This is a genomic window from Flagellimonas maritima (assembly GCF_003269425.1).
Lineage (GTDB): Bacteria > Bacteroidota > Bacteroidia > Flavobacteriales > Flavobacteriaceae > Flagellimonas > Flagellimonas maritima.
Genome location: NZ_CP030104.1, coordinates 2,406,481 through 2,429,644, shown reverse-complemented (window position 1 = coordinate 2,429,644; position 23,164 = coordinate 2,406,481). Strand labels below are relative to the sequence as shown.

Sequence of the window (23,164 nt, the reverse complement as noted above, 5' to 3'; positions counted from 1 at the left end):
TTTTTATCCGATCGGCAAAAATATAAAGAAATATCGCTTTGGCAGCTTCATCCAAAACAAAGAAAGTAACTCCATTAATGCAGCAGTACAATGCTATCAAGACCAAACATCCTGATGCCTTACTGCTTTTTAGAGTTGGGGATTTTTACGAAACATTTGGGGAAGATGCCATAAAAGCATCCAAAATTCTGGGAATAATCCTTACCCATAGAAACAATGGCGGTGATAAAACAGAACTGGCGGGCTTTCCGCATCATTCTTTGAACACCTATTTGCCAAAATTGGTTAAAGCGGGTCAGCGGGTGGCCATTTGTGATCAATTGGAAGACCCAAAACAGACCAAAACGATTGTAAAAAGGGGAGTTACCGAATTGGTAACGCCTGGGGTTGCGCTAAACGATGATATTCTATCTGCCAAAAACAATAATTTTTTATGTGCTTTGCATTTTGGAAGAAATAAGTTTGGGATTTCTTTTTTGGATATCTCCACGGGGGAATTTTTAACATCGGAAGGGTCTGCCGAGCAGGTGGATAAATTACTCCAGAACTTTGCACCGAACGAAATATTGCTCTCAAAAAACCATAGAAAAGAGTTTTTGGAGATTTTTGGCAGCCAATTCCATACTTTTTTCTTGGAAGATTGGATTTTTCAAGAAGATTATGCCAATGAAAGTCTTAAAAATCATTTTAAGACAAAAAGCCTTCAGGGTTTTGGCATTCAACATTTAAACTGTGGTATTATTGCTTCAGGAGCCGTGCTTCATTATTTATCGGAGACACAGCATAGGCAATTACAGCACATCAACAAAATTCAAAGAATAGCTGAAGAGGAATATGTATGGATGGACCGTTTTACCATTCGCAACCTTGAGCTGTATCAATCCAACAACATCAATGCCGTCACACTTTTGGATGTTATCGATAAGACCATATCCGCTATGGGAGGCAGACTTTTAAAACGATGGTTGGCACTGCCCCTAAAGAATATCCATACTATACAACAACGCCATCAAGTGGTTTCCCATCTAAAGGAAAAAGAAGCATCCCTGAACAAAGCGCAGCATTGGATCAAACAAGTATGTGACCTAGAACGTCTAATCTCTAAATTGGCTACAGGAAAAATTAACCCAAAAGAAGTTGTGCTGCTAAAAAATTCGCTTGAGGCCATTATTCCCATAAAACAATTGGCTCTGGAAAGCACGAATGATTCACTACAACATATTGGTGAGCAATTGAATGCATGTGAAACGCTCAGAACCAAAATAAAAACGGTCTTAAACGAAGAGGCCCCCGTAAACATTGCCAAAGGAAGTACTATTGCCCAAGGCTATTCTGTAGCATTGGACGAACTGAGAGACCTAGCTTTCTCCAGCAAGGATTATCTGGATAAAATGTTGGTGCGCGAAACCAAGGAAACGGGAATTTCGTCACTTAAAATAGCATCCAACAATGTGTTTGGTTATTATATTGAAGTGCGTAATACCCATAAAGATAAAGTGCCAGAGTCTTGGATCCGAAAACAGACCCTTGTCAATGCAGAACGTTATATTACCGAAGAACTTAAAGAATACGAAACCAAAATACTTGGTGCCGAAGAACGTATTTATAGTTTGGAGCAGCAATTGTTCGAACAACTTTTGGTATGGATGCAGGAGTACATTGCCCCAGTTCAAAAAAATGCACAATTGATCGCACAATTGGATTGCCTTTGTGGATTTGCACAATTGGCCAAGGAGAATGATTATGTTATGCCCGCAATCGATGAATCCACAGATCTTGATATTAAGGGTGGAAGGCATCCGGTCATTGAGAAGCAACTACCACTCGGTAAAAGTTATGTTCCCAATGATGTTCTCCTCAACAGGGAAGAGCAACAGATCATCATGATTACTGGTCCAAACATGAGTGGTAAATCTGCCATATTGCGCCAAACCGCCCTCACTGTGCTTTTAGCACAAATGGGAAGTTTTGTTCCCGCATCTTCGGCTAAAATTGGGGTTGTGGACAAGATTTTTACCCGTGTGGGCGCCAGTGACAATATTTCAATGGGGGAATCTACTTTCATGGTCGAAATGAACGAAACCGCCTCCATTCTTAACAACCTTTCAGAAAGAAGCTTAGTTCTTTTGGATGAAATAGGAAGGGGAACCAGTACTTATGATGGTATTTCCATTGCATGGGCCATATCTGAATATTTGCATGAACACCCCGCCAGGGCAAAAACGCTCTTCGCAACGCACTACCACGAACTCAACGAGATGATGAATACGTTTGGTAGAATCAGAAATTATAATGTGTCGGTAAAGGAACTTAAAAATAATGTTCTGTTTCTAAGAAAACTTGTTCCAGGGGGCAGTGAGCACAGTTTTGGCATCCATGTGGCCAAAATGGCGGGAATGCCGCAGCAAGTGATTCAGAAGGCCAATAAAATCCTTAAAAAACTTGAAAAGTCGCATTCCAGCGAGGAAATGACCGATAAACTGCAAGTGTCACAAAATGAGATGCAATTGAGCTTTTTCAATTTGGACGATCCGCTTCTGGAAGAAATTAAAGAAGAAATTTTACATTTGGACATTGATACGCTCACCCCTGTCGAGGCTTTAATGAAGCTCAACGAAATCAAACGCTTGTTGAGTAAAAAGAAAAAAGCAAGTTCCTAGTCAGTTGTAGCTCCAAAGTTTTGTTGTCCGTACTATAAAAACCAGCATCCAAATGAACGGCTTTAATTATTAGAAACAGGACCGCCTTGCTAAAAGTGAAAAGAACAGAGACCTCAATTTTGGGTTTTGGTTCCTGGCTCTAAAAGTCCTGACTCACTTCTCACCAATTAAGAAGGAATTTTCAATTCAAAAAATGCTTTCAGGTTTATAGAAAAATATTAAATTTGCATCCGCATCGGCAAAAACTGATGTTTGTTGATGTTCTTTAAAATGCGAAAATAGCTCAGTTGGTAGAGCATCACCTTGCCAAGGTGGAGGTCGCGGGTTCGAATCCCGTTTTTCGCTCTACTCCACTACGGGCTGCTGAGCGTAGCCGAAGCCTAGTGGAGTTTTTTAGTTTAATGCTATGCTCGAGTGGTGGAATTGGTAGACACGTTGGACTTAAAATCCAATGGCCATTATGGCCGTGCGGGTTCAAGTCCCGCCTCGAGTACAAAGGGAAAGCCAAGGTTTTATAGCCTTGGCTTTTTTTATTCAGCACAACATAGGCACAACAATTCATTTTCAAACTTTAACATTTTGCTTAGCATTAATTGATGCTATTTAGATTCTCGTTCATATAATCCTGCCATGTAGCCAGAACATATTTCTCTTTTCCACTTTCATTCTTTTTCAAAAACCCGTACTCGTAAGCGAATAAGTATGCTTGCTTTTTTTGATTTTTCCAATAGTGGGTAAAGAAGTTTGGATTAAAACCTAATACTAAAAGAACTTTAGCTCTTATTGTTATCTTACCTTTTAGAAAGGCTACAATAGCCGGTAAAGAGATTAGGGGGTGATTAACCTATCGGACAACAAGGAATGCCCATCGATTCAAATGTGCCAAACACCTATTGAATATCCTTATCCGAATACATTATATGTTGATTTTAAAGGTTTTAACTAAGTTTATATAGGAAAACGTTTTACTATAAAACCAATGGGTGTTACCGTATTTAATTTTTCGGTTCAATATTTTCGGTTCTTCTGCTCATAAAGGTGTTCGTTATTTCAGCTTATAACCATAAAATTTACGTCATGAGATCAAAGATGATTTTAAGTCTGTTGCTGCTTTCATTTTCATTGAGTATCAGTGCACAATTTGAAACTGCTATCGTTGAAAAGAAAATTGAAGATATCTGGTCAGAAAACAAGTCCGAAAGAATAACAAAACTCAAAGAATTGTTAATCGAGTTACCTCCTGAGCTAAGAACCGCGTATAGTTCGGAAAAAGATTACTGGCAGGCCTATATCCATTACAAATTGGGCTTGTCCTATTTATCGAAAGACAAGGACAAGGCTAAAGAAAGCTTTCATAATGCCATTGAGATTTTAGAGCAGATAGAGCGGCCCAATAGCGAAAGTTATGCATTGGGCGGAACCCTTAGCAGTACTTTGATAAGTGTTTCGAGCGATAAAGCTTTTGGGCTGTCCCAAGATGCCAATAAACAGTTTCAAAAATCTTTAGAGCTCTCCAAAAACAATCCAAGGGCATATTTGGGTTTGGGAAAAAGTGATTTTTACAAACCAGCACAGTATGGCGGCGGCGAACGAGTGGAGGAATATTTGAAAAAGGCTTTGTCCTATTATAAAGAGGAAGAAAAATCGAACGAGCAGGGGCCGACATGGGGAAAGGAAGAGGTATACTATCTCTTATCTGCATTCTACAATCGAATAGAGCGAATTAGAGATGCTAAATTTCACAATAGTTTAGGATTGAAAGAATTTCCCCAAAATGAACTCTTACTGATCCAAAAAGAAAAGTTCAACTAATTGAGTAATGAGGTGTATTTTATTTCTCTTGACTGTTATGCCTTTCACCGTTCTATGCCAGTCAATTTCAATTGAGGGTAGCATCAAATATGGAAAAAGACCCATCGAATTTGCTAATATTTATATTGAATCGACTTTGGATGGTAGCTCCTCAGATAAAAATGGGTTTTTTAGTTTTACGACAGAGGCAAAGGGAGAGGTTATTTTGGTAATCAGTAGTTTAGGCTACAAAACTGTTGAAAAAAAACTTTTACTGCAGGATGAAGGAATTGTTCTTGAAATTTTTTTGGAAGAAGAAGAAAACCAGTTGGATGAAATTGTCATTTCTGCAGGAACCTTTGAGGCAAGTGAAAAAAAGGCAGGAACTATATTCAAGCCGATCGATATCGTTAGCAATGCAGCCGCTGGAGCCGATGTTTTTTCTGCACTACAAACTTTACCAGGTGTAAGCAACGTTGGCGATCAAACGGGAATATTTGTAAGGGGCGGCGAGGCGACCGAGACCAGAACTTTTATTGATGGCGCATTTGTAACCAACCCTTTCTTCAATAGTGTTCCGGAAATTCCAGCCAGAGGGCGTTTTGACCCTTTTTTATTTCAGGGAACAATCTTTAATACTGGGGGCTATTCCGCGGAGTATGGCCAAGCCTTATCCTCAGTGATTTTGCTAAACACACAGGATTTACCAAAAAACGATATATTCTCATTTGATCTTAACATCGCAGGTCTAGGGGGTTCAATTACTCGGAAATTGTCCGAAAGAACATCATTTTCAGGTAAAATAGGTTACACAAATCTGGCGGCCTTATTCGATATTGTACCTCAGAATAGAGAATGGGTCACTTTTCCAAATAATGTAGAAGGAAGCTTTTTTTTGAAACATCAGAATAAGAATGACGGTATATTCAAAACTTACATCCAGTATCAAAATGGAAGGATAGGACTTGAACTACCAAACGCAACTGATGAAACAGGGGGGTCACAGCTCCAGAACAGCAACCAAAACCTTTTTTTCAACAATTCGTTCGACGGATTTATCGGAAATAACTGGAAGGCTCTGTTTGTAGGCGCAATTAGTTATGATGATGAGGAAACTACTTTGGAGAACGATATTTTTGGCTCAAAAGAATTTCTTGCCCAAAGCAGAATAACTCTTAAAAAAGACATTAGTTCTAGTTTTGTTTTGAAGGCAGGAGGCGAGTTCAATGTTTCTGAAGGTACTTTTTCCTTTAATGAGGAGTCAACAACAGTAAAAAATGCTCTTTCGGCCATTTATGTAGAATCTGATTTTAAAAAAAATAGGGTAATTTCCAGTAGATTGGGTCTTAGAGGAGAATATAATTCGATATTGGATGCATGGAACCTAGCTCCAAGGGCCTCTATTTCTGCTAAAGTGGGAAAATCTTCCTCATTTTCGCTTGCTTATGGAAATTTTTATCAAACTCCTGGACCAGAAGTGCTAAGGGAACAGATAGAAAACCTTGATTATGAAAATTCCCAACATTTGATTTTGAACTATCAATTTAAATCTAAAGACCAAGCCCTGAGAATTGAAGGGTACATTAAAGACTATTCATCATTGATCAGGGAAAGGACCGGAGAAGTTTTTGAAAATACGGGATTTGGATATGCAAGAGGTATAGATTTTTTTTGGAAAGATGAAAAGTCCATAACCAATTTAACCTATTGGATATCTTACTCTTATTTAGATTCAAAAAGATTTTTTGAAGATTACCCTGTTGAGGCCACGCCAACCTTTGTTGCTGAACATACAGGCAATTTGATAGCGAATTATAAAATTGGGAATACTATAAAACTGGGCACTTCGTATACCTATAGTTCTGGACGGCCGTACCTAAATCCTAACAATTCTGTATTTTTAGGAGATAGAACACCAGACTTTCACAATATTAATTTCAATGGAAGCCTTCTAACGACCTTATTTGGAGATCTAACAATTTTTTACGCCTCTTTGAGAAATCCCTTAAACTTTAAGCAGGTGTTTAGTTATCGGTATTCTGATGATGGTTCTTCAAGGACTGCTGTAGATCCTTCAAGCAATTGGTCTTTCTTCGTAGGAATGATTATTAATTACAATTGAAAAAACTAATTATGAAAAAGGAGCCTATCTACCATATTTCTTTTTGGCTCGCTTATCTTATTCTTTGGAGCGCTCAAGACTTTGTTTATTTCAAGGACTACTTTTCCGTGATGCTATTGAATATTTTTACGGTCCTTCCACTTCTGGCAATTGTATATTTCAACTTGTACTTTTTACTTCCCAAGTTTTTATTTAAAAAGAGATATCTTGTTTATGTACTATTTTTATGTGCTTCAATTGTTGCTGCAACCTATATATCCTCATGGAATCATCAGTTCTATTTCACTAACATTATCCATAATGTAGGCATCGGGAATTTTTTTATGTCCTCAGAAGGCAAGCTTGCACAACTCACTGAGATACTTGTACTAATGGGTTTGTCAATGTCTATTTTCTTGCTCAGAGATCGCTACACTAAGGAAAAAGTTTTAGAAGAAGCAAAAAAAAGACAGTTAGAGGTAGAACTCAAACTATTGAAGGAACAAATGAATCCCCATTTTTTGTTCAACAGTTTAAATAGTATTTATATGATGCTGGACAAACATCCGGGAAAGGGAAAAGAAATGCTTCTTCGCTTTTCGGACATTCTAAGCCATCAATTGTATGAATCTACCGAAGATTCGATCGCGCTGAAAAAGGAACTCGAAAATGTCAAAAACTATATCAATATAGAGTCGATTCGACATGGCAGTCTGGCCACCATCAATGTGGATTGTATTGATTATTCTGGGAAGTTGAATATTTCACCAATGATTTTACTCCCAATTATTGAAAATGCATTTAAACATAGCCCAAGCGGTTCCCCATATTACATCACAATTTTCATCAATCTGACCACTGAAAATAGATTAATTTTAAATGTAGAAAACAGTAAAGTTTTTAAACCCGTACAAAAAGCTTCCGGTATTGGATTGGCAAACGTAAAGCGGCGACTTGAATTAATTTATCCTAAAAAATATGAACTATATATTGATGATATAGAAAAAAAATTTAAAATAACACTCAAAATAACTTTAGATGATTAGTTGTATTGTTATAGATGATGAACCTTTGGCAACGGAGGGATTAGAGAGATATATTAGGAAAACACCCTTTCTGGAGTTTATTTGCTCATTTAATTCTGCCAAACAGGCCCGTGCTTTTCTACAAAAAAATCAAGTGGACTTATTATTACTGGACATACAAATGCCTGAAATGAATGGCATAGAATTACTGAAGTCTCTTAAGAATGCCCCTAGGGTAATTTTTACCACGGCCTTTAGAAAATATGCTTTTGAAGGTTTTCAGCTAGATGCCGTGGATTATCTTCTAAAACCTATTGACTATTCTCGATTTCTTAAATCGATCAACAAAGTTTTTTCCCTTGGCGGAAACCAAAGGAGCGAAGAAGCTATTTTTATAAAGTGCGATGGTATTATTGCAAAAATACTTACCAAGGATATTCTCTTTGCAGAAACAGCGAAAGACTATGTAATCATCCACACATTGGAAAAAAAATATATGTCTCTTTTTTCTTTAAAACAGCTGGAGAACTATGTCCCTCCAAATCAATTTTATAGGGTACATCGCTCCTATTTGGTGAATTTGACCAAAGTGGATAAAATAGAGGGAAGTCTTTTACATATTGGTCCTCATAAGATTTCCTGTAGCAAGACTACCAAGGACAATGTTAAATCATTAATTTTAGGAGACCGGCTTATCAATAGAAATATGGAAAACGGCTAAAAGTGATATTGTGGACAGATATTATATCGATATCTCAATCTATTTCGAAACCCATTATCTCTTGTTCCGGGTACAGCTTATTGAATCTTTTGAGAAGATTGTCCGCTTTATCCATTTCCCCTATTTGTCTGTAGTGGAAAATTAAAAGAGAATAACTTTCGATTTTTCCCCAAGAAGGAGAAAAAGAATTCTTACTGGTCTTCGGAGAAAGTTCAATGGCTTTTTTGAGATGTTTTTCTATTATTTGACCTCCTCCAAATTCTTTTGGAGTATAGGCATCATTATTTGCTGCGACAAAGTGACCCCTAACATTAGTGCTATCCAACTTTAAAGATTCCGCAATATTTTTTCTTGCTTTGATACTATAGACGACTACTTTTTGCTTTTTCAAGAACGGAATCGCAAAGCCTTGCAGCATACCCAGAAGTGCATAATCGTCACTGTTTTTCAAAGTTATTCTTTCCAAAATCTCAACACTGCCCAAAATCTCTTCTTTTGCTTTATCCATATAGCCGAGCTCATTGTAGTATCGAGATTTGGCATACCCCAGATAAGCTTGCCAATATAGGACCAAAGACGAGGAGGTTTTATTGTATTCGTTCTGAAGTTGTTTTTCCAAGTCTAAAAATTTATCAATATTGTTATTTTTTTTAGATTCTTTCAGCGACTCTTCTATCGTTGACTCGGGAGAAGTAAAAAGCGAACCCTTGGAGATAGCGGAAGATTTTTTCAAATTATAGTCAAACAGTTCGCCTTCTTCCTTAATGTAAATTGTCTTGTAAGCAATCACGCCAAAACAAATCATTAATATAGCAACTATAATTTTTTTCATGTTCTAGACTAAGTTTAGCCACATTTGCAACCCTTTAGGATGAAGGAGTACAACTATTAAAATTATCCAAAATAAAAGAAGATATTTTTTACCGCCGTCAAAACTGGTATTAAAAACATAATAATCGCGTTGTGTTTTTGCATTGACCAAGATAAAATCAGAGTAAAATGGATTAAATTCTATGATAAATTCTACAGCAAAAGCAAAGTAGATCATTCTGTAATCAAGAATACCTACAAAGTATGAGGTCAAAAAAAGAACTAGTGTCATTCCTGCTCCCGAATAGAAAAACAAATGTCGTTTCCAAAGGACATTGGAATGCTCAACTTTGACAAAAGGGTGAGGGTAAGGAGACTTAGCGATTCCCACACTGAAAATCCTTAATTTTAAAAATTTGGCACTGATTACATGACCGAGTTCATGCGTAAGTGCCAAAATTACCAACCCGATCAGAAGATGTAAAGGATTCAAATGCATCATATTCTCTGAACTTGTCGTTTTCTAAACATCATAAAAAACAATCCGGCAAACGCTCCGGTGAAAAGTGCCATAACCAAAAGTGATAATAAAACATTATCATTCCTGAAAAAGTTAAGAAGATATGTCAAAGGAAAAAATCTGCTGATAGTTCCCATAACAGAATTTATTTCGCTTATCGGAAAAAAAGTATCGCACAAAAAAATCATGAGGAAATAAACTAAATTCCCTATTTCCTTACTCGAGTCCTTATCCGGTTTAAAACTTCCAAAGAAACTTATTAAAAGCCCCATAAAAGAGAACATGACCAGACCTATGATCGATCCAATCAACAGTGATAAAAACTCGCTAGCGGTCAGTAGATATCCAAAAACAAAATATGAAACCAAAGTGAGTATTATAATACTTGCGATGACAACGATTGCCCTACAAAACACCAATCCCAAAAAGTAACTGAAAATATTTAACGGAATCGATTTTAAAAACCTGATCGTATTTTGCTGATAGTACTGTTTAATTACAGTACCGGTCGAGTACAGCCCTTGGCTCAAAAGATTCATTCCCGTAATTCCCGAGACTAGGAAAAAAAGATAATCTGGTTCTGTTATGCCCCAAATACTACCAAAAATAACAAGCAACAAAACAGGGAAAACAATTGAGAAAAATAACGCTACCTTGATTCTCATGTAAATTTTTAAACTATATTTTATGGATAACAACAGAGATTTCATCGAATTGGATTAAGAATTAAATATTGATAAATATCTTCCAAGCTTTTTTGCAAAAGAGAATAATTACGGATAGAATGTTGAACCCGCGCCAAAACACTGTCAATGTCCAAACTAAAAATATGATGCTGATTGTTATAAGTCAGAACTGTGGCCTGAGGAATCTTTTTTTCAATGGCCCACTCCCCCTCCACAACTATTTTGGTCTTGCCAGGAAGGTATTTATCAGATAGTAAGGAACAAACTGTATTCTCGGTAGCGAGTTGAACCCCTTTATTGATAAAAATGATCTTATCCGCATATCTTTGGGCCTCTTCCCATAAATGAGTAGTAAACAATACGGTCAAGTTTTCATTTTCGGTTATGATTTTCCAGTATTTGCTTCTGGTAGGAGGGTCTAGAAAGGATGTTGGCTCGTCTGCTATAAGTAAGCTAGGTGAGTGAATCATTGAAACGATAATACCTACTTTTTTCCTTTCACCTTTGGAAAGACTATAAAAAAAACTGTTCTCCAAATCCGATATTCCCAATATATCTTTTAATCTATCAACAGTTTCGTCTGTATTTTTTTTTCCATACGCAGCTTGTACGAACGAAAGTATTTCACCCACCTTAAGAATTCTGAAAAAAGGAGCATTATCATATAGCACTCCGATCGTATCTTTCATTTTGGAGAACGTGCTCTGAAATAAACTTACGGAACCTTTGACAGGTTTTATGTTTTCAGTGATCAAATCGATCAATGTACTTTTGCCAGACCCGTTACTACCTAGCAATGCAATTTTTTCTTTTGGTTCAATAGCAAAATTTATGTCTCTTAAAATTTCTTTATCATCAATACTATAGGATAGGTGCGAGATGTCTACTGCTTTCATATTTTAAATTTTAATAAACCAAAACCCTATAATTTTTTTATAAAGAAATATAGTTTTAAAAATGGAATTAAGTATGATTTTCAAGGGTTTGGACCTCCATTTCTTCTTTACCTACCACTAAAATATTTTGAACAGTTTCTCCAAAACCGTTTATGCCCAACAGCTCATTGATTTGGTCATCATGGTAAAAACCGAGCATACAACTGCCAAGTCGCATACTTTCACAGATTAGACTCATGTTCTGCGCAACAAAACCGGTTTCCATTAACATAAATCTGTAAGCTCTTTCACCATATTTTATCAATTGTCTTTCCAAAACTGATGTCGTCAAAATGATACAGGAAGCCGTTTTCAAGTCTACCCATGGACTTGCACCAGAATATTTTTGTAAAAATTCCAAAAAATCGCCCTCTTTTACCAATGTCAAAACATTTTTGAAAGAGTTATAGTGATAAAGTCCTTGGTCTATTGCTCCGTTAAGAATTACCACATAAAGCTCCAATGGATAGAGGCCTCCCGCAGAAGGGACAAATCTGTCTGGCCATGCAGGTTCTTTTTCATCAGATTGCAAATCTTTTATGATTCCGTATGAGCAATGAAGAATTTTTTGAAGTTCCATCAAGGAGATTTTATAATCTGCGTTGAACTTTCTGGCGCTATGCCTCTTTTTTAAAACACTGAAAAAATCTTCTTGCGGAACTGCAGCTTTATAAGGGTCGAGTGAATGGCTATTCTTATTAAAATAGTTCTTGTACGGTTTACTTGCCCTTTTAGCAACATAGGGATTGCTAAAGAGAGAAATTTTAGGTATTTGTCGTCTAGATACCGCCCTATTCACTTTTGAATTCTCATGATACATCATGGCCATGGTATCGCCCAAATTATGGGTGCCGGTCATCTCCATATCCAAAGCTCTATACTTCTGTTTTACATTTTCAATATCCATTTATTATTTTTATTAAGGGAATGGAAAAGGATATTCCGTTAAATTATGGTAGTCTTTTTTTGGATAACCTAGGGACGGGGGCACTTCATAAAGACGTTTACCTCCGTTGAAATAATATTTATAGCCACCGGCCATCTGAACAAGCTGTGGAACATATACTTTGACAGAATAGAAACCTGCTTGGTTGACATCGACAGTGGTAACATCTTTGATCATTACATTATAACCTTTAGATCGCATTAATCTTAATATGCTCTGAATTTCCTCTTTATCGGTATTCTTTCTTTCTTCCCTGAAATTTATTTGCTTCGTTGGATTTTTTTCGATCCAATTATTGAATACTTTTTGTTCTTCTTGATAAACAGTGTAATACAATGAGTGATCTTCAAAATTATTAAGTTGATTTCGCTCCTTTTTCCAATCAGGATTCATATTGATGGTATGTCTGAGATAGGAAACGGCTTGCCCACACTCCATAATCACCTTTTTAACTGCCTCTGCATAAGTTCCCCTTGTAGATGAGCCAACTGTGATAAACCTCCCATAATCACTTTCTCCGATGCAAAAGCCAAAAACACTGGGTTTTTCTAGATCCAGTGTTATGTCCAGCAGATGAAAATTATAGTTGGAAGGATAATATTGGTCAATGTAATCCTGTATCTCCTTCGTAATTCTTATTTTGGGAACATCTAACTGATGCATCCAGGTCAATACAAAAGAATCCCTCTCTATACATTCATAAAGACCGCCCAAGACAGCCTTATAAAAATTGGAGTGAGCGGCCAATCCTGTTGAAGTATTCAGCATTAGATAAAAGGAATCTTCAAAAAAAGGCATATATATGAAATTTGCGGGAATATGAGCTTTTTGCCCATCGACCAAATCAGTACAAACATCCCAATGTAGTTCCAGGTTTTCAGTAAACCTTTTAATTTTCACATTTCCCTCTTCATATAATTTGTACTGTTCTTCATGATAAAGAGCGTATTCGGCTAAATCAATTTTTTTATCGGAGGGTAGATCTAAAAACGTAGATTTCACTAAATTCTCCTTCTTGTAAAAGACAGGGGCATATCTTTCCGATATTTCTCCAAGAGTAGTTAACATCGCTCCTTCCCAAGAATAGGCACATCCACTACCCCTACCAGAGAATTTGGTTGCCCCTAATGCCGTAGTGTCAGAAGGAATTACCCCAAAAGCAATCAACTTAGGGTCTCCATTTTGTATCGGCAACTTGGAAACCCTTTTTAAGATTCCCGTTTCATCGGAGATTAGACAAGCACTTTTGTTCAAAACGTGGCTAGCTCTCATATTTTATTGGTTAAGTGATATGTAATCGACCCATGGGGATAAATTATATTCTAATTGTGGTTTACACGTTTTACAAAGAGGGTTTTTCAATAATTTATGTTTTTCAATTGTTAATGCGGGTGAAATGTTTACTATGTTTCCATATGTTTCGGGTACATCCCATTCACTCAAAAATTTCAGGCTGTCATATAGCGCCATCGTAGCGATGATATCCTGAAATCCAGTGGGTATCCAGTCCGGCTTGGCTGACTTTGCGTTAGTCAACAAATGGCTCTCATAAGCCATAAAGTGACTCAAATGCTCTATATTACTTTTAATTCTTGCGGAAAGACACTCATAGCATCCTGTTTCCTTACCAAAGAACAATGGTCCTATACTGCCTTTACCTGACCACATTCCCCGAACAAGCATCCACGCTTTGTTCATTTGCAGAGCTTCACCGTTTATATATTCGAGCAATGCAGGGTTCCACCTATTATTTTCCAGGATAATTAGATCCGCCCGTTTTAAAGCGGTATCAATAATTTTGAAATCATTCTTTCCATTCAATGTTGAAAAATAGACTTCGCCGTAATCTTTGTTGTTGGTCAAAGTTTTAAAGGTGTCGAATAATTCTCCACTGCCCAAAATTTCCAATCGCTTAGTTGTTTGAATTCTTGAAAAATTGGTTTGCCCACCTTGTAAATTAAGCGAGATCCCATTCTTCTTCTCAATCGGATTTACATAGTATTCATTAAAAATACCGCACTCTTTTAATTCTTGAACAACACCAAGAACTATAGGTTCATCAAACTTCTTTTTAAGTTTTTTCATCAAGTCCAAATAAGGAATCTCCTTGTTCTTGCAGAGCGTAACGATTTCAAAAAAAATATTCTTTTTTTGATCAGAATCAAATCGAACCAGAAATACATCGCCTTTTGTTCTTACTTGATAGACGTTGTTTTCAACATCTTCGAAAATATCATAATTATGAAGCATTGATTTTTATTTAAAATTAATAACACCTGTATCTTAATATCATTAAAATACAGGTGTTAATACAATTTACTGGGCTTCTTCGATAATAACATCGTTACAGCAACAATTACAGTTACAGCCAGCTGCAACCATGAACTTGGTACTTGCACCAAGCGCAGAAGATAAACGTTGAATTTCCATAATATAAAATATTAAAAAATTTTACCTACTCTATTTTGGCTTTTCGGTTTCCGCCTATTTTATTTAGAATGACAAGAAAACCTACTACAATTCGATTTTAAAATAATTTACAGAACGCTTTACTTTCATTTGTCTCAATTTAGGGCTGTACGGTCCATTATCCAGTGATACCTTTTTCTGCGAACTCCCTCATGGGTTCGCTGTTGCAACAACAATTACAATTACAGCCAGCTGCAACCATGAATTTAGTTCCAAAACCAAGCGCAGTGAATAAACGTTGAATATTCATGACCTTATATTTTAACGTGGTACCTACTCTAGAAAGCTTTTCGGTTTCCGCCTTAACAGTGCTGAACTGATATTACAATCTTCCAAAGATTAAATTAAAATATTGAAAAATGAATTAATTTACCTCACAAAAAGTAAGGTAAAACCGTAATTTTAATAATATTATTCTTCATATATTTTTTATATAGAACGTATCAAAAAAATGGATTTTAAAATCAATAGTTAAATAATGCCCAGTCTTTGCGCTGCTCTAACAATATTCAGGGATTTAGAGTTTCCTAAAAAAAAGGATTTGGACAGTTTTCTTTTCCTTTTTTCTATCCCAGAAAGAGATAACGGTATATGGTCAGGTAGTTGGTTTGTCGGATATCCATTGGATAAATAATGTAGAATCAATAAATCAAGTTCATCCAATCTGAATTTGTTACTATACCTGGAAACAAATATTTCTTGCAATAATGGACTATAATGTTTTTTACCGTTTGCAATATCTAAAATCATCTTCTTGAGGTCTACCAGCCAAGTATCCTGTTTAATAATAAATACTTCTGGGTGAAGTTTTGTTTGTAACTCAAATAATTTAGGTTTAGACGTAATCTCTGTCATTATACCCAATTTAGAATTGGGAAGTTTATTCCTGATCCAATGGGCTAGCTTCTCCCCATATGCATTTGCTTTAATTTCCCGCACATCACGGGACTGATCATTGTAACTGAAAAGATTTATGAAAAAGAAATGATAATGATAGTCTTTTTTAATGTTGTGGAAAGCATTTTTAAAATCGCTATCGTATTGTAATTCAAATTTTATTCTATTACTTGTAGACTCGAATTCTTCAAACTGTTTCTTTATAGCTTCGTAGACGAAAGGTATTTTTTCAACCATCAGTATTCTCATATCTAGTTTTATTTCTTCAATTTGATGATTGGCCAACTATTGCTTACAAGCTTTTTTGGCATAAATAATCCCATGTAAGACTGGATAAAAGAAAAATAACGAGAGGATACTGTATATCTAGCCGTACCCTTGCTTATCTTAAATGTAGGTAAAACCTTTAAAATATTGATAGAAAATATCTATAGGTAGGGATTTTATAGACGTTTAGTCTTTTCTTATCGATTTGTAACATATTAATATGACCCATTGTGCATTTTGAAAAGCGGAAATCTTGATTTAGCGTCACATTGAACTCGTTTCAACATCCCATTTCCTAATTTTGCAACCGATCCCGAAGATGGGACCCTGAAACAAATTCAAGGTGACGGCAAAAATGTGCTGTTTTAGCATGTATACCTCCAAATTTTGGGGCTGAAAGCTAAAATAGCAAAATGCACTAGGGATTTGGGTTTATATAGAGTTAATAGCCCAAGTTTAAAAAATCAATTTTGTTAAAGTTACGAACAGGTTCTGCTTGTCCATTGAAAGTAATTTGATCAAACGGTTTTCCAAAATCTGAATTACCGCCTCTATCGAAACCTTATGAATCCATTAATTTACCCAACCCCAATTCTAACTGGGGTCCCGAAAACAAACTTATTAATAGAATATCTATATCCGTTGAACATTACAAATCCAAGCACAACAAATAGTGGTTTGACCAGTATTTTATAATTCGAAACGTTCTTATAATACAATGATTTAGTACTATATCAATCAAAGTAAAACAATATTCTGTGACCATCTGGCCATACTGGCACTCTTATCTGCAGACAGGTCAAGATCCGCCTTGAGTAAAACAAAGAAAGTCCTTATTATGTAAGGGCTTTTTTTATGAAGTATGGCGAAATAAGACAATATTTTATTTACTGCAGAAAAAGAAAGCGCTCGTGTCAATTACATTGGCCTGTGTAAACTATTGATTCTTTTGGCTTTTCATTTTTCCTAAGTTTAAAATCCCTTGTTTTAGTTTTACCGGCCTCATAAATCTTCATTCATCAATCCAAACAGGGTATCCATCAATTTTACTTCAATTACATGCCATATATCCATTACTTTTTTTTTCGCTAACAAACTTTAAGAATTATGAAATTGAATCGAATTGTTATTGCAACTATAATTACCATTGTGCTATGTTTAACTTCCTGTACCACAGAAGACGGACTAGATGGCGTTAAAGGAGATCCTGGCAATATTGGTGAAACTGGAACGGCTGGTATCAACTGTTGGGACACGAACAGCGATGGGGTCAACGATGATACCGAAGATACCAACCAAGATGGAGAATACAACGCGCTCGATTGTGTGGGTAATGGGGGGCAATCCGGTGCGGACGGTGCCAATTGCTGGGATACGAACGGCAATGGTGAAAAAGATGATAATGAGGATATCAACCAAGATGGGGAGCACGATGCCCTTGACTGTCAGGGAGCCAATGGTGCAGATGGAACAGATGGAACAGACGGCACCAACGGAGTTGGTCTTGAAGATCTGCTAAAATTTGGGTCGATATCATTAAGCCTGGAAGGTACTCGACCTGATGATGTAGCTTTTACAGATAATCAAATATTTAGATACATTGGAGTAGACGGTACAGATATTGACGGTTACAATAGCGTAGTTATTACACCTTCTGGAGATGATATTGAATATAAATTTGAACTACGCCGTTTTTTAAGTACACCCGATGTGAGTTATCAAAATACAAATATTGACATTGAATTGAATATAACTAACCCAGGAGAGCCTTCGGAACTCGTAACTATCAGATATGATATTGATAAATATGCTGTTATAGGCAATGATAATAAATATTTTGTACTTGATGATACTTTTTATACAGAAGGATTCTATGAAGACCCTGATGACCTAGCTAATGCAATAGATGATGGAGAAATTCTTATTACCGATTTTGAACTATCGGATTTTTCCTTTGATACAGATACAAACCATCTCATATTTAATTACTCCTATACTGTAGACGATAATAATGATTCAGAAAACGAATTGAATGTATCAGGTAGTGTTGATGTATTCGTTCTAGAAGAAATATAAATTAGCTTATTTTTAGTAGTAGTTTCATTTTTGGGGCCAAGATTAAAACCTTGGCTCTTTTTTGTACGCACTACCAGTTTTATTGCAGCCGCAAAATAGGCCATATATAGGAGGTTTTTTTACACTGTGTGAATTGTAACAAGCCATTTATCAATCCAAATAGCATACTCCTCAATTCATTCGCCATTAAAATAAATACATGGATTACTTTAGCTTTTAATAGAACCCCACTATTCAAAATTTATGAAATTGAACATAACCTTTAGATTGGTAATAAGTATTTTGACAATCTGTACGATATCATGTTCCGGTGAAGACGGAACTAATGGAACAAATGGTCTGGATGGAACAAATGGCGAAGGTTTTGAAGAACTCACCAAATTTGGATATATGACCATGGTGTTGGAAGGTACACGTCCGGACAATGTCGCATTTAAAGATTCTACCTTATTTAAATTTACAGCTTCATCCGGAAGTGCTCTATCATCCCAAAGTAGAATCTTTACGATATCTCAAAGTGAAGAGTTCGTACAATACGTAATTAGCCTCAAACGGTATCTAACCGTCCCCAATAACGATATGGAGTCAGCATTTTTAAATTTCAATATCATCATTACCAATCCAGGGGAAGATAACCAAGTAGTAAATGATGCTGATTTCAATATTGTCGATTATGCCATCATAGGTGAGGACAAGAAATTTTTTGTGCTGTCCGATTCATATGACAATAATGTTCAAGCAATTGATTTTGAACTCTTCGATGTCAATTATACCATCGATAACGGCAGCTTTACTTTCTCATATTCTTTTTCTGTGGATGCAGCTGATAATGATTCTGGGAATCTTCTTAAGATTTCAGGATTGGCGAACGTCGTTCTAGTTGATTCAATCGATTGATTTTATCAAAAAAAATTTCAAAATATGTATTGAATCAGGACAATATAATGTCTTTCATTTTCCTCCTAGGCTCTCAGCTGGTTTTATGTTTAAAATCTCCTCAAAAAAAAGATTTGTCTCTTTTGTAACGGCATCTAAATTTTTTGAGGTGATATAAGAGGTCATAACGTGTTCGCCTACCTCTGGGAACGCAACTTTACGTTTGAGCTTTTTATTGGTTCCAAGCTGTTCGTACATTTTCAACATAGCAGGTACAGAGACCACATTATCCTGAATGGAATCATTTTTATAAAAATACCCCAAGAAAACAGCTTGTTCCACTTTTTTAAAGGTTTCGGGTGTCATAGTATTATCCACTAGAGCCTGTAAATGGGTCAGGGCTTCCACTCTATATTTGCCGGTCCAGTATTTTTTTTCCTCTTCCGTAGATTCTGAAATGTGATAATCGCCCTTCTTTACCAATTTAGCGATCTGTAGACCCCATGGACCTGTTAATAGCTTTGCATTTTTATCATAGATTTCAATATTGGGGGAATACAAAAGAATTGCTGCAATATCAGCATCCCCTCCTGCAAGGTGCAACGCCAGAGTACCTCCTGTTGAGGTTGCCATGATAATGACCTTGTTTCCCATTTCTTTCGCAACGGCAATGGCCTCTTTTGCAGAGTTCAACAATTCGTCTGCCGTCAAATCGAGCATCGCCTCCTTCTCATCAAGTCCATGTCCTGCCAATCTCGGTAGGTAGAGATTGCATCCGTAACGTTTGGCGGTTTCCCTGTGCAATGGGTTTCCTTCCATTCTACTGGCAGACCATCCATGCAGATATACAATGCTGTATTCGGTTTTTGTTGGAATACTATCAAACCAGATTATCTGGGCCTCATTTTCCGTTTTAATATTGGGAATGTCAGCTTCCCTATTTACTATCCATTTTTCCAATTCTCCTAAATCAGAACTTACTTTTGGTAAAGATGTATCCAAACTTGGGGTTTGCACTTTAGGCCCAAAAAAGTAAATCAGTCCAAGAACAACCAAAATAAATAGTAACCCCTTAATAATCTTGAAAAATAGCTTCATCTAAAGATGCTTAATTCTTTATGTATATTGGTCTTTTACAGAACTCCATAAATATACTATTTTAGACAGCTATACTTTAACCGCTGATGTCAAAACTGAAAATATTACTTAAAAACTTAGGTCCAGGACTATTATTTGCTAGCATGGCCATAGGAACCTCCCATTTGGTGCTCTCTACAAAAGCTGGTGCACAATATGGTTGGATCATGGTCATTCCCATAATTTTAGCAAATATTTTAAAATACCCATTCTTTGAATTTGGCATCCGCTACACGGCCGTTACCGAAAAAAGTCTGGTACAAGGATATCTGAACTTGGGCAAAAAATATCTTTGGGTCTATGCTTTTGTGACCATCGTATCCACTTTTACCATCTTAGCAGCACTGTATATAGTTACAGCGGGGCTCTTCATGAATTTGTTCAGTATTGAAAATATTGAGGCAAGTACAGTTGCCCTATGCCTATTTGTTTTTATCAGTTTACTATTGATTATAGGGAAATATCAATTTCTTGAAAACTCCTTAAAAGCCATTATTTCGATTTTGTTCGTTGCTTTGATCATTACTACAATTTTGGTGCTACAAAAAGGACAAGTGCCTGGTGCGGAAACATATCAAAGACCAGCAATCCTGAACGAAGTCGGTATTCTTTTTTTGATAGGGTTGATGGGCTGGATGCCCACCGCCGTAGAGGCTTCTGGATGGGTGAGCCTTTGGAGCATGGAGAATTTAAAAACCATGAAAGAAAAACCATCGTTAAAACTTGCACTTCAAGAATTTAACGTAGGTTATTTTCTAACTGCATTGCTTGCTATTTTCTTTTTGATAATCGGTTGGATAACCCTTTATGGAACGGGAACGGAACTAAGTGGTAGTGCAGTGGTCTTTGCTGATCAAGTAGTAAATCTTTTTACCACACACATTGGAAATTGGGCCTATATTTTAATTGCGGTAGCTGCTTTTGCGACCATGTTCAGTACCTGTATGACTGCTCATGATGCGGTTTCTCGGGTAAGTATCGATGTGCTTCAAAAGCTTTTTCCAAATAAAGCCTACCTGCAAAAAAACAGCATTTTTACGATTGCCGTACTATCAATGGCTCTAATCAATTGGATTGTAATCAAGCTATTTGGTGGAAACATGGAGAACCTTGTTGCCTTAGCGACCTTTGTATCCTTTGTCATGGCACCCCTTATAGGGTGGATGAACTTAAAAACCGTTACTGGAAAAGATATGCCCAAAGCATACAGACCAAAATCAAGTTTACGGATATTGACGTATTTAGGGATAATCTTTTTGTCGCTTTTTGCATTTTATTATTTTTGGATGGTCATCAGCTGATCAATCAAAAAGAAGGTTGTGATTGAGTATCACAAATAAAGACCGTTGATTTTGTTGGTGTAACATTTCCAAACAATACACGCCATTGGTACAATTGTTCAATATTTTATTTTCCCCGTAACCTACGGAGAACAAAATATTGGATTCAGGGACTCCTTTTTTTAGCAAATACTTCTTCATGGTATCAGATCTGTTTTGGGTCAGCCTAAAATTGGTACTGCTCCCTCCCCTGCTGTCCGTATACGTTTCTATTCTCAACTGTGCGGCAGGAAAACTTTCTATAAATGCCGCCACTTTGTCCAGCTCGGTCTCGATTTCCGGTGTAAGTTTATATGAATTTCTACCAAAAAAGAATTTCTTTAATTTTATAACGGTCTGGTCTTCCTTTTCTTCTACCAAAACATCATAGTTGGAAACTGTAAAATTATATTTGGTATTTTCCAGAGCGTTCAATTCTTCTTCGGAAAATTTCTTTCTAAAAAATGAATATCGCTCTTTGGAAGATTCCAAAACCACCTCTTTCTCCCAAGGAATTTCAATCCTGTAATTGCCTTCATCATCAGTGTACGTTTCTGCCAACAGGCCTCCGTTTTCATTCAAGAGCCTCACCACTGCTTTCTCCACACCTGTATCACCTTTCAATGTTGTTATTTTTCCTCGTAACGCCAATGTTTTTAGACCTGGTTTTTCGTCGACCTTAAACCCGTACAGATCATCCTTTCCTTTACCACCGGCCCGGTTTGAAGAAAAATATCCTAAAAGTCCATCTCCTTCGTTGCGCATTATAAAACCAAAATCATCATAAGATGAGTTGATGCCTTCTCCCAAATTTACGGGAATACTAAATGTATCATCTTCCAGGTTGGATTTGTAAACATCCATTCCGCCGAGCCCATAGAAAACATCAGAAGAAAAATAAAAACTATTCTCAAATATAAAGGGAGCTATTTCATTGCCCGGAGAATTTATTCTGGGCCCCAAATTAATCGGAGCCGACATGATCTGTCCTCTATTGGTGTAAACATAATAGATATCCGTACCTCCATAGCTGTCCTTAAAATTTGCAGAAAAATAGAGCCGCTCACTTTTTTCATCATAAAAGGGGTAATAAAATGAAGTACTTAAATCCTTGAGCAACAATCGAAAAGTACCATCTGGCAATTGCATTCCTATGGCCAAAGCATTTTTGCCGTTATCATCAAAAGCCAAATTTCCATTTTCCGTATTGGACAGAACATAGAATATTCCCTTTAATCCCTTAGCATAGTATGGGGTCGCCTTATGGTAATCAGAATCGTTGATTTCAGTAAAAGGTTGTACATCTGCCGAAATTTGACCGTCCTTTCTGGATTTGGCCTTAAAAATATTCAAGTAGCTTTCGCCTGCCGGGGAGTAGATATTTCTTTTATCCAATGATCTCCCACTTGAAAACAGCAACTGGTCTTCATAGAACGATGGTGCAAAATCTGATTGTGGACTATTGCTCTTTAAATTGAATATTTGAAAGTCCAAAGCTTCATCTTCTTCTTTCTTGCTCAATATTTGGGTATTAAAATCAAAGTTTTCCAAAAACTCTTTTCTGAATTTTGAGGACATAGCTGTGAGCAGTGTATCATTTTTCCCTTCACCGGATACTTTTAGCAGGCTTTGCATCATTTTGTTCAAATGATGATTTCCCAATAACGAGTCTTTCTCGTATAATTTGAGATAGACCTCAGAAGCTTTTTCAAAATCATTGTTCTTAAAATAAGAATCGGCCAAATTCAAAAATTGCTGCTCCGTCAAAGTGCCCTTGCCCATATCTTGCTCATAGGCCTCTATGGCCGCTTTGTATTCATACTGAAAAAAGTAAGCATCTCCTTTGGATTTCTTTCCTTGGGCAAGACACACCATCGCACCAAAAAAGAAAATCAGTTGTGTTGAGAAAATTTTTTTCACGTGCATTA

General features: G+C 36.5%; 18 protein-coding genes and 2 tRNA genes. 10 read left to right on the top strand and 10 right to left on the bottom strand.

The features are described from left to right. The first annotated feature begins 77 nt into the window (after positions 1-77). The 7 genes from mutS (at position 78) to HME9304_RS10670 (ending at position 8,298) form a co-directional block, all read left to right on the top strand. Positions 78-2,660, top strand: coding sequence for a DNA mismatch repair protein MutS (gene mutS / locus HME9304_RS10705; protein WP_112379795.1), 2,583 nt, complete (start codon positions 78-80; stop codon positions 2,658-2,660). 272 nt (positions 2,661-2,932) lie between these two features. Next, positions 2,933-3,005, top strand: a tRNA-Gly gene (locus HME9304_RS10700). 63 nt (positions 3,006-3,068) lie between these two features. Further along, positions 3,069-3,153: transfer RNA gene (locus tag HME9304_RS10695), tRNA-Leu, on the top strand. Positions 3,154-3,737: 584 nt separating this feature from the next. Continuing rightward, on the top strand, positions 3,738-4,472 hold the full coding sequence (locus tag HME9304_RS10685; RefSeq protein WP_123877453.1) for a hypothetical protein: 735 nt from the start codon (positions 3,738-3,740) through the stop codon (positions 4,470-4,472). 7 nt (positions 4,473-4,479) lie between these two features. Further along, positions 4,480-6,573, top strand: coding sequence for a TonB-dependent receptor (locus HME9304_RS10680; RefSeq protein ID WP_112378587.1), 2,094 nt, complete (start codon positions 4,480-4,482; stop codon positions 6,571-6,573). Positions 6,574-6,584: 11 nt separating this feature from the next. Then, on the top strand, positions 6,585-7,598 hold the full coding sequence (locus HME9304_RS10675) for a sensor histidine kinase (protein ID WP_123877451.1): 1,014 nt from the start codon (positions 6,585-6,587) through the stop codon (positions 7,596-7,598). Beyond that, on the top strand, positions 7,591-8,298 hold the full coding sequence (locus tag HME9304_RS10670; protein ID WP_112378585.1) for a LytR/AlgR family response regulator transcription factor: 708 nt from the start codon (positions 7,591-7,593) through the stop codon (positions 8,296-8,298). The genes HME9304_RS10675 and HME9304_RS10670 overlap by 8 nt, the downstream gene beginning before the upstream one ends. A gap of 34 nt (positions 8,299-8,332) precedes the next feature. Here HME9304_RS10670 and HME9304_RS10665 read toward each other — a convergent pair whose 3' ends face one another. From HME9304_RS10665 to HME9304_RS10630, 8 genes are all read right to left on the bottom strand, one after another. Further along, the gene (locus HME9304_RS10665; RefSeq protein WP_112378584.1) at positions 8,333-9,130 is read right to left on the bottom strand and encodes a hypothetical protein; all 798 of its coding nucleotides are present in this window, start codon (positions 9,128-9,130) and stop codon (positions 8,333-8,335) included. A 3-nt stretch (positions 9,131-9,133) separates the two neighbouring features. Beyond that, positions 9,134-9,610: a hypothetical protein gene (locus HME9304_RS10660; protein ID WP_112378583.1), complete on the bottom strand. Its 477-nt coding sequence runs from the start codon at positions 9,608-9,610 to the stop codon at positions 9,134-9,136. After that, on the bottom strand, positions 9,607-10,338 hold the full coding sequence (locus tag HME9304_RS10655) for an ABC transporter permease (protein WP_112378582.1): 732 nt from the start codon (positions 10,336-10,338) through the stop codon (positions 9,607-9,609). The genes HME9304_RS10660 and HME9304_RS10655 overlap by 4 nt, the downstream gene beginning before the upstream one ends. After that, complete coding sequence (locus HME9304_RS10650) at positions 10,335-11,210, bottom strand: ABC transporter ATP-binding protein (RefSeq protein WP_112378581.1); 876 nt, start codon at positions 11,208-11,210, stop codon at positions 10,335-10,337. Before HME9304_RS10650 ends, HME9304_RS10655 begins: the two co-directional genes overlap by 4 nt. A gap of 67 nt (positions 11,211-11,277) precedes the next feature. Further along, the gene (locus HME9304_RS10645; RefSeq protein WP_112378580.1) at positions 11,278-12,156 is read right to left on the bottom strand and encodes a SagB/ThcOx family dehydrogenase; all 879 of its coding nucleotides are present in this window, start codon (positions 12,154-12,156) and stop codon (positions 11,278-11,280) included. 12 nt (positions 12,157-12,168) lie between these two features. Further along, positions 12,169-13,467 (bottom strand): YcaO-like family protein, encoded by a 1,299-nt coding sequence (locus tag HME9304_RS10640; protein WP_112378579.1) that lies wholly within the window; start codon positions 13,465-13,467, stop codon positions 12,169-12,171. Between the two features lie 3 nt (positions 13,468-13,470). Further along, positions 13,471-14,445: a TOMM precursor leader peptide-binding protein gene (locus HME9304_RS10635; protein ID WP_112378578.1), complete on the bottom strand. Its 975-nt coding sequence runs from the start codon at positions 14,443-14,445 to the stop codon at positions 13,471-13,473. A 690-nt stretch (positions 14,446-15,135) separates the two neighbouring features. After that, positions 15,136-15,810: a hypothetical protein gene (locus HME9304_RS10630; RefSeq protein WP_123877448.1), complete on the bottom strand. Its 675-nt coding sequence runs from the start codon at positions 15,808-15,810 to the stop codon at positions 15,136-15,138. Between the two features lie 1,125 nt (positions 15,811-16,935). Between HME9304_RS10630 and HME9304_RS10625 the strand changes: the two genes are divergently transcribed. Both HME9304_RS10625 and HME9304_RS10620 read left to right on the top strand, forming a co-directional pair. After that, complete coding sequence (locus HME9304_RS10625) at positions 16,936-17,904, top strand: hypothetical protein (protein ID WP_112378576.1); 969 nt, start codon at positions 16,936-16,938, stop codon at positions 17,902-17,904. Positions 17,905-18,147: 243 nt separating this feature from the next. Next, positions 18,148-18,801, top strand: a complete 654-nt coding sequence (locus HME9304_RS10620; protein ID WP_112378575.1) for a hypothetical protein — start codon at positions 18,148-18,150, stop codon at positions 18,799-18,801. Positions 18,802-18,855: 54 nt separating this feature from the next. Here the strand turns inward: HME9304_RS10620 and HME9304_RS10615 are convergent, their stop codons facing one another. Further along, a complete protein-coding gene (locus tag HME9304_RS10615) occupies positions 18,856-19,878 on the bottom strand; it encodes an alpha/beta hydrolase (protein ID WP_112378574.1) in 1,023 nt (340 codons plus the stop codon). A gap of 86 nt (positions 19,879-19,964) precedes the next feature. Between HME9304_RS10615 and HME9304_RS10610 the strand changes: the two genes are divergently transcribed. After that, positions 19,965-21,218, top strand: a complete 1,254-nt coding sequence (locus HME9304_RS10610) for an NRAMP family divalent metal transporter (RefSeq protein ID WP_112378573.1) — start codon at positions 19,965-19,967, stop codon at positions 21,216-21,218. Here HME9304_RS10610 and HME9304_RS10605 read toward each other — a convergent pair whose 3' ends face one another. Next, positions 21,219-23,162 carry an OmpA family protein gene (locus HME9304_RS10605; protein ID WP_112378572.1) on the bottom strand — a complete coding sequence of 648 codons (1,944 nt, stop codon included), beginning with the start codon at positions 23,160-23,162 and terminating at the stop codon, positions 21,219-21,221. Between the last annotated feature and the right edge of the window lie 2 nt (positions 23,163-23,164).

Coding starts and splice junctions, on each gene's coding strand:
- mutS (WP_112379795.1), top strand. CDS start 78: ATGCAGCAGTACAATGCTATCAAGACCAAACATCCTGATGCCTTACTG.
- HME9304_RS10685 (WP_123877453.1), top strand. CDS start 3,738: ATGAGATCAAAGATGATTTTAAGTCTGTTGCTGCTTTCATTTTCATTG.
- HME9304_RS10680 (WP_112378587.1), top strand. CDS start 4,480: ATGAGGTGTATTTTATTTCTCTTGACTGTTATGCCTTTCACCGTTCTA.
- HME9304_RS10675 (WP_123877451.1), top strand. CDS start 6,585: ATGAAAAAGGAGCCTATCTACCATATTTCTTTTTGGCTCGCTTATCTT.
- HME9304_RS10670 (WP_112378585.1), top strand. CDS start 7,591: ATGATTAGTTGTATTGTTATAGATGATGAACCTTTGGCAACGGAGGGA.
- HME9304_RS10665 (WP_112378584.1), bottom strand. CDS start 9,130: ATGAAAAAAATTATAGTTGCTATATTAATGATTTGTTTTGGCGTGATT.
- HME9304_RS10660 (WP_112378583.1), bottom strand. CDS start 9,610: ATGATGCATTTGAATCCTTTACATCTTCTGATCGGGTTGGTAATTTTG.
- HME9304_RS10655 (WP_112378582.1), bottom strand. CDS start 10,338: ATGAAATCTCTGTTGTTATCCATAAAATATAGTTTAAAAATTTACATG.
- HME9304_RS10650 (WP_112378581.1), bottom strand. CDS start 11,210: ATGAAAGCAGTAGACATCTCGCACCTATCCTATAGTATTGATGATAAA.
- HME9304_RS10645 (WP_112378580.1), bottom strand. CDS start 12,156: ATGGATATTGAAAATGTAAAACAGAAGTATAGAGCTTTGGATATGGAG.
- HME9304_RS10640 (WP_112378579.1), bottom strand. CDS start 13,467: ATGAGAGCTAGCCACGTTTTGAACAAAAGTGCTTGTCTAATCTCCGAT.
- HME9304_RS10635 (WP_112378578.1), bottom strand. CDS start 14,445: ATGCTTCATAATTATGATATTTTCGAAGATGTTGAAAACAACGTCTAT.
- HME9304_RS10630 (WP_123877448.1), bottom strand. CDS start 15,810: ATGAGAATACTGATGGTTGAAAAAATACCTTTCGTCTACGAAGCTATA.
- HME9304_RS10625 (WP_112378576.1), top strand. CDS start 16,936: ATGAAATTGAATCGAATTGTTATTGCAACTATAATTACCATTGTGCTA.
- HME9304_RS10620 (WP_112378575.1), top strand. CDS start 18,148: ATGAAATTGAACATAACCTTTAGATTGGTAATAAGTATTTTGACAATC.
- HME9304_RS10615 (WP_112378574.1), bottom strand. CDS start 19,878: ATGAAGCTATTTTTCAAGATTATTAAGGGGTTACTATTTATTTTGGTT.
- HME9304_RS10610 (WP_112378573.1), top strand. CDS start 19,965: ATGTCAAAACTGAAAATATTACTTAAAAACTTAGGTCCAGGACTATTA.
- HME9304_RS10605 (WP_112378572.1), bottom strand. CDS start 23,162: ATGCACGTGAAAAAAATTTTCTCAACACAACTGATTTTCTTTTTTGGT.